This window comes from Amnibacterium sp. (genome assembly GCF_051956055.1).
GTDB lineage: Bacteria > Actinomycetota > Actinomycetes > Actinomycetales > Microbacteriaceae > Amnibacterium.
In genome coordinates this window covers 1-6,577 of record NZ_JBQCGC010000033.1, presented here as the reverse complement: position 1 = coordinate 6,577, position 6,577 = coordinate 1, and the positions used below count along the sequence as shown (strand labels likewise).

At 71.0% G+C, this 6,577-nt stretch carries 7 protein-coding genes; 3 read left to right on the top strand and 4 right to left on the bottom strand.

Translation table 11 applies throughout. The features are described from left to right. Positions 1–250 precede the first annotated feature (250 nt). Positions 251–661 carry a hypothetical protein gene (locus tag ACTHLI_RS04870; RefSeq protein ID WP_440181900.1) on the top strand — a complete coding sequence of 137 codons (411 nt, stop codon included), beginning with the start codon at positions 251–253 and terminating at the stop codon, positions 659–661. A 129-nt stretch (positions 662–790) separates the two neighbouring features. Here ACTHLI_RS04870 and ACTHLI_RS04865 read toward each other — a convergent pair whose 3' ends face one another. Genes ACTHLI_RS04865 through ACTHLI_RS04850 form a run of 4 tightly spaced genes read right to left on the bottom strand, consistent with a single transcriptional unit; the run spans position 791 to position 4,094 of the window. Further along, a complete protein-coding gene (locus tag ACTHLI_RS04865; protein ID WP_440181899.1) occupies positions 791–1,198 on the bottom strand; it encodes a flagellar assembly protein FliW in 408 nt (135 codons plus the stop codon). Then, positions 1,195–2,151 (bottom strand): flagellar hook-associated protein FlgL, encoded by a 957-nt coding sequence (gene flgL, locus ACTHLI_RS04860; protein WP_440181897.1) that lies wholly within the window; start codon positions 2,149–2,151, stop codon positions 1,195–1,197. Before flgL ends, ACTHLI_RS04865 begins: the two co-directional genes overlap by 4 nt. Then, positions 2,151–3,593: a flagellar hook-associated protein FlgK gene (gene flgK / locus ACTHLI_RS04855; protein WP_440181896.1), complete on the bottom strand. Its 1,443-nt coding sequence runs from the start codon at positions 3,591–3,593 to the stop codon at positions 2,151–2,153. Before flgK ends, flgL begins: the two co-directional genes overlap by 1 nt. Positions 3,594–3,596: 3 nt before the next feature. Next, positions 3,597–4,094 (bottom strand): flagellar protein FlgN, encoded by a 498-nt coding sequence (locus ACTHLI_RS04850; protein ID WP_440181895.1) that lies wholly within the window; start codon positions 4,092–4,094, stop codon positions 3,597–3,599. A 272-nt stretch (positions 4,095–4,366) separates the two neighbouring features. Here ACTHLI_RS04850 and ACTHLI_RS04845 point away from each other — a divergent pair, with 272 nt between their 5' ends. Together ACTHLI_RS04845 and ACTHLI_RS04840 are read left to right on the top strand one after the other, a co-directional pair. After that, positions 4,367–5,188, top strand: a complete 822-nt coding sequence (locus ACTHLI_RS04845; RefSeq protein ID WP_440181894.1) for a sigma-70 family RNA polymerase sigma factor — start codon at positions 4,367–4,369, stop codon at positions 5,186–5,188. Positions 5,189–5,328: 140 nt separating this feature from the next. After that, entirely contained in the window at positions 5,329–6,459 is a 1,131-nt protein-coding gene (locus ACTHLI_RS04840; RefSeq protein ID WP_440181893.1) for a flagellin N-terminal helical domain-containing protein, read from the top strand. The last annotated feature ends 118 nt before the right edge of the window (positions 6,460–6,577 follow it).

The window sequence follows — 6,577 nt, the reverse complement described above, 5'->3', positions numbered from 1 at the left end:
GGCCTTTGTTCGGGTGTGGTGGGTTGTTGTTTGGGTGGGGTTGGGCCCCCCCGCCCCCCCCAAAAACACAAAAACCCCCCCCCCCCGCTCGGGGGATACCCGGGGCATCGCGGGTTCCGTAGCGTGGCATGACGCCGGTCACCCACCCGGCCCGCCGCGCACCCCCGCGGTCCTGCCCCGAACCACCCGGACCCACGGTGAACATCCCCTTCCCCCTGCCTGCGCGCACCCACGCGCCCGGAGCCCGCTGATGCTCCGCCCCTACCGTCTCGAACGCGAGCTCGACCGCGCGATCGCCCAATGGCTCGACTGGCTGCCCCGCTGGGATCCGGCCACCGCCCGCAGGCGGCTCTCGCCGTGCGTGGCGTGCCCGGACTGGGCCGCCGAGCTCGGCTTCGAGGAGGTGCCGCACGGTGCCCTGCACGCGCTGGTGACCTCCTTGGACGCCGTCATCACCGAGCACGTGCGCCGATCCGTCGCCCTGCAGCCCTTCCTCAGCGACGAGGCCATCGACGGCCTCCGGGACTCCCTCCGCCGCGAGGCGGTGTCGTGGGTCAGCCGGCAGCACGAGCACATCGCCCGTGCGCTCGACGCGTTCGTCGAGCCGAAGGTGCAGCACATGGCGGCGCTGCTCTTCGCGGACCTCGGCGCCGGCTTCTAGCGCCGTCCCCAGACCCGCGGGTCGGGCCAGGGAGGAGTGGCCCGACGTCCCGACCCGCGCACTCCGTCAGGAGCGCAGAAGGCCCGATCGTGTGGAGACGATCGGGCCTTCGGTGTCGGTGGGGAGCGGTCAGGCCGCTTCCATGACGAGCTCTGCCTGGAGCGGCCAGTCGTCCTCGAGGATCAGCTGCGTCGCGGCACCGGAGGCGGGGTTCACGACGATCGGCGCGAGCAGGTTGACGACGGGCGTGCCGTCGAGGATGTTGGCGACCACGTACACGTCGACCTCCGCCGCCGAGGAGACCCCGAGCGCGGCGAGGTCCTCGTCCGCGATGCCGGGCAGGTACTCCGGCACGTAGAACGTGGGGTCGATGAGGAACAGGCGCAGGTCGGCGCCCGCGGTGTCCCGGAGCGTGTAGAGCCCGGGCGCCCCTTCGACCGCGGCGAGGTCGAAGTCGGTGAGCGGCGCGAAGCCGGGCGGGGAGGCGGTGAATCCGAGACGGGTGTCGCTGCGGGCTGCGGGAAGCTGATCGATCATTTGAGGAAGCTCATCAAGGTCGGTTGGATCACTTGGGCGGTCACCTGGAGCGCCATCTGGTAGGCGAGCTCCTGGCTCTTCAAGTCGACGATCGACTTGGTGGTGTCCGCATCCTGCAGACCGGACCGCTGTGTCTCGAGGTCCGTCGCCGTCGTGGCGTTCTGGGTCTTCGCGCTCTCGAGCCGAGCGTAGTTCGCGCCGACGACCGCGTGCTGCGCGGACATCGTGGAGAGCGCCGTCTTCAACGTCGAGATGCCGGCCGTGATCGTCGCCTGCGGCCCGGTCGCCGAGGTGTCGGTGCCGTAGGTCGGGCTGTTCAACGCGTCGATCACGCTCTGGATCTGCTGGAAAACCGACGGCGACGCGACGGTCCCTGCGCCGAACGCGGCGGCGCCGTCGGCCGACACCGTGACGCTGTCGCCGGCGCCGGGCCCGATCCGGCGCTGCACCGCACCGCCGCCGGGCACCGTGGCGGTGCCGCCGGCGAACGCCATGGTCGTGGGGTCGAACGCGGCCGGCGCGTCGGAGGTGCCCGCGAACACCGACCGGCCGAGGTAGGTGGTGTTCGCCTGCGCGAGCAGGTCGTCGCGGATGCCCGTCAGCTGCGTCGCGATCGCGGACCGGGTCGCGGCGTCGGAGGTGCCACTGTTCGCGGCCTGCACCGTGAGGTCGGACGCCTGGCGTAGCAGGTTCTCGGAGGAGGTGAGCGCCGAGTCCGCGGTGGAGAGCCAGCCGAGGCCGTCGTTGATGTTCGTCGCGTACTGCGTGTTGGCGCCCTGCTGCGCGAGCACCTTCATGATCGAGGCCGACGCGACGGGGTCGTCGGAGGGCTTCGTGATCGCGATGCCGGTGGAGGCCTGAGCGCTCAGCTGTGACAGCCGTGCCTTGGAGGCCTGGACGTACTGCATCGAGCTCGTCCAGAGCTGGTTCGTGGTCACGCGGCCGATGCTCATCAGGCGCCCATGTTGATCAGGGTGTCGAGCACCGTGTCGATGGTGCTGATCACCCGGGCGGACGCCTGGTAGGCGTGCTGGTAGAGCACGAGGTTCGAGGTCTCCTGGTCGAGGTCCACGCCGCTCGCGGAGGTCTGCGCGGTGGTCGCCGCCGTCGCGGCGGTCGTGGCGCTCGTCGACCGGGCGGTCGCGCTCGCCGACTGGGCGCCGACCTGCGAGACGTAGTTCGTCCAGAGGACGCCGGGCGCGGGCGCCGACGGGTTCGAGGGGGTCGCGACGGTCGTGGCGGTGGCGATCTGCGCGATCCGGTCGGCGATGGTGTTGTCGAGCGATCCCTTCGCGGGGTCGGCCGCGGCGATGCCGCTCACCCCGGTCGGCACGACGGTCAGGCTCGAGGCCGGGTGCTGTGCGTCCGTGATCGCGAAGAAGTCGAGCCCCTGCGCGGTGGTGGCGCCCGAACCGGCCGCGACGCCCTGCTCGTGGATCGCGTTCACGGCCCCGGCGATGGTGGTCGTGAGCGTGTCGTAGGTCTGCGCCGCCTCCGCGAACACGCCTCCGGTGCCGCCGTTCGCCGGCGCGAGGGTCGCGACCCTGGCGGCGAGCTCGCCGCCGTCGAGCGACACGGGTGGCCCGCCTGCGCCCCAGGTGAGGCCCGTCGCCGTCGACGGCGGGAAGGTCGCCCCGCCGGTGAGGGTGATCGGTCGCGCGGTGGTGCCGGAGACGAGGGCGTTCCCGCCGACGATCACATCGACGGTGCCGTCGCCGTTCGTGCGGGTCGTCGCTCCGGTCAGGCCGGCGAGCTTCGTGATCGCGACGTCGCGCTGGTCGAGCAGCGCGTTCACGCCGGTGCTGCCCGACGCGCTCAGCGAGCGGATGGTGTTGTTGAGGTTCGCGATGGTCGCCGCCGTGTCGTTCACCGTCGCGACCGTCGAGACCGCGGCGGACCGGGCGCCGCTCCAGGCGTTCGCGGCGGTCTGGTACCCGGAGGCGAGGGTGCTGGCGAGCTGCTGGCCGCTCGAGATCAGTGTGTTGGCCGTCGCGGCGTCGCCCGGGTTGTTCGCCATCGTCTGCCACGCGTTGAAGAAGTTCGTCATCGTCTCGCCGAGCCCGTTCGTGCTGGGCTCGTTCAGCGAGGTCTCCACGGTGCTGATGGCGGAGGAGGTCGTGCTCCAGTAGGCGCTGGTCGCGGCGGTGCTCCGCACCTGCGCGTCCACGACGGCGTCGTTCATCCGGCTGATGCCGATGACGCTCACGCCGTCGCCGACGCCGTTCTGCGTCGCATAGGTGGCGAGCGTCGCCTGGGTGAGGGCGGCCTGGTCGACCCGCTGCCGGGTGTACCCGACCGTGTTCGCGTTCGCGACGTTCTGGCCGGTGACCTCGAGCGCGGCGCGCGCTGCGGCGAGGCCGCTCGCCGCGATGTTGAGGCCCCCGAAGCTGCTCATCGCTCAGCCCTGCCGGTCGAAGAGGTGGGCACCCGCACCGGCAGTGGCCCACGCGGTGCGGCCTGCGGCGCCGTAGACGTCGGCCGAGGCACCCCCTCCGACGGTCGCCAGCGTCTCCTGGGTCGCTCGCGTCGCCGCGCGGAGGTAGCTGAGGTTCGTGTCGCGCACGTCCGCGATCTGCGCCGTCAACGCGGTGAGCGCGGTGAGGTGGGACAGCAGCACGTCCCGCCAGGCGTCGTTCGGCGCGGCTTCGGCGAGCTGCCTGAGCGTCGCGTCCTCCGGGACGCCCCAGGCGGCGGCGACCGACGCGGCCTCGACGGTCCGCTCGATACCGGTGGTGCGGAGGTGACCGAGCACCTGCTCGACCTCGCGCGTCGCGTGCTGCAGCCACTTCGACCGGCCGGCGGTGAGCAGCAGCTGCTCCTCCTCCAGCTTGAAGACCAGCAGCTCGAGCAGCTCGCGTTCGCGCCACAGAAGGGTGGAGAGCTCGTTCACGCCCATCGTTCCCACCTCTTCTGTCCGTCGTCGCGATCCGCGGTCCTCCACCACCATCGGCCGATCGGCCGGCGATGTAAGGGAGAGCGATCGTCCGGGTGAGGATATGCACCCGATCGGCTCGAATCCGGAAGGCGCAGCACCCCCGTTCGAGGGGATTCCCTCGTCAGAATTGCGGCGCGCGAAATGGGGGTGCCGCGCTTCCTCGGCGCCGCAGGAATTCCGCCATAGGTTCGGCACACGCCTATCGAACCGGGCGATGTGCAGACGGGGGAGTCATGGGGACACGAGCCGAGCGCGACGCGCTGGTCCGCGACAACCTCGCCATCGTGGGCTACCTGGTGAACGAGGTCGCCCGCAAGGCGACCCACCTCTCCCGTGACGAGCTCGCCTCCGCCGGTGCGTTGGGCCTCCTGCTCGCCGCCGACACCTTCGACCCCGCGCAGGGCGTGCCGTTCGGCGCGTTCGCGCGGCGCCGGGTGCTCGGCGCGATCGCGGACGAGATGCGGGCCGCGGACTGGGCGACCCGCACCGCTCGCCGCCGGATCCGCGAGACGCTGACGGTGCAGGAGTCGCTCACGGGCGCGCTCGGCCGGGCACCGAGCGTCGACGAGGTCGCGGAATCCCTCGGCGTCGACCGGAAGGCCGCCATGGAGGCCCTCTCCGGCGCCGGCCGGTCCGTCGAGTCGCTCGACGAGACCATGGCCGATGTGATCGCCTCCGACGCGGTGAACCCGGAGGACGCCGTGCTCGAGACCGAGCGCACGCGGTACGTCACCGCCGCGGTCCGCAGCCTCCCCGAGCGGATGCGGTACATCGTGGAGCAGATCTACTTCCACGACCGCTCCGTCGGTGAGCTCGCGACGGAGCTCGGGCTCACGCACTCCGCGGTCTCCCAGCAGCGCTCGGAGGCCGTGCGGATGATGCGCATGGGGCTCGAGACGCAGTACTCCACCGGACCCGCTCCGCGGGTGGAGGCGGAGACGCGGGCCGCCCCGGCGCGCCGAGCGGCCTACCTCGCGCGACTCGCGGAGACTTCGTCCGCGCACATGGCGCGGCCGGCGCCGCGCGAATTCCTCGAGACGCGTTCCGCGTCCTGAGCTCCGAAACGCACAACTGAACACGTTCCTGCCCCTACTTCGGGGCGAACGCTAACGACCGGCGGAAAGCGGTCGATAGCCATTCGCGTCGGACCACGGATGGACCGCAGGCACCACGCCATTTCACGGAGGAAATCACCATGGCATTCACCATCAACACCAACCTCGATGCGCTGAACACGTATCGGAACCTGACCAACACGCAGAACTCGCTGTCCAGCTCGCTGGCGAAGCTCTCGAGTGGTCTCCGCATCAACAACGCGGGTGACGACGCGGCCGGCCTGACCATCGCGACCGCGCTCGGTTCGCAGGTGTCGGGTCTGCAGCAGGCCTCCCGCAACGCCCAGGACGGCACCTCGGTCGTGCAGACCGCGGATGGCGCGCTCGGCCAGGCGCAGTCGCTCCTCGGTCGTCTCCGTGACCTCGCGGTCCAGGCGGCGAACGACTCGAACAGCACCTCGGCCCGTGCGGCGATCACCACCGAGGCGACCAGCATCACCGCTGAGCTCACGCGACTCGGCAACTCGGTCAACTTCAACGGCAAGAACCTGCTCGACGGCAGCGCCGGGACGCTGAACTTCCAGGTCGGCGCCGACGGCAACTCGCAGAGCCAGATCGGCGTCAACCTCTCGTCCGCCAACCTGGTGCAGGTCGCGTCCAACCTGGGCAACGCCGGCGCGAGCTTCGACGTCACGTCGCCGACCACGGTGGCGGGTGCGCAGAAGTTCACCAACGGCACCACGGACGTGTCCGTGACGCTCGGTGCTGCAGGGACCTACAAGACGGTCCAGTCCGTCGCGGACGCGCTGAACGGCGACAGCAACTTCGCGTCGACGTTCTCGGCGTCGGTGAACGGCAACAACCAGCTGGTCGTGACGTCGCTCACCGGCGGCACGGTCACCGGTGGTACGCACACGACCGCCGCTGCGGCCGGTACGGGCATCAGCACGGGCACCGCGATCACCGGTGGTCTGGACTTCTCGTCCGCCTCCGGCGCACAGGCGGCCATCACCGCCATCGACGGGCAGATCCAGGTTGTCTCGACCGCCCGGTCCAACATCGGTGCGCTCGAGAACCGGTTCGCGTCCGCGGTGTCGACGATCTCGACGTCGATCACCAACCTGACCGCTGCGAAGAGCCGCATCACCGACGTCGACATGGCGTCGGAGATGGTCAACTACTCGCGCGCGAACATCCTGTCCCAGTCCGGTACCGCGATGCTCGCCCAGGCGAACTCGCTGCCGCAGCTGGCGCTGAAGCTCCTGGGCTGACGCGAAGGATCTCCGCCGAGGCGGGAGCGGCGGCGCCCCCGTCCGCCGCGGCCGCGTCGACTTGCCGGAGGGGGTGGGCACTGGGCCCCACGACGAGCGCGCCGACGCGGAGCGCCGC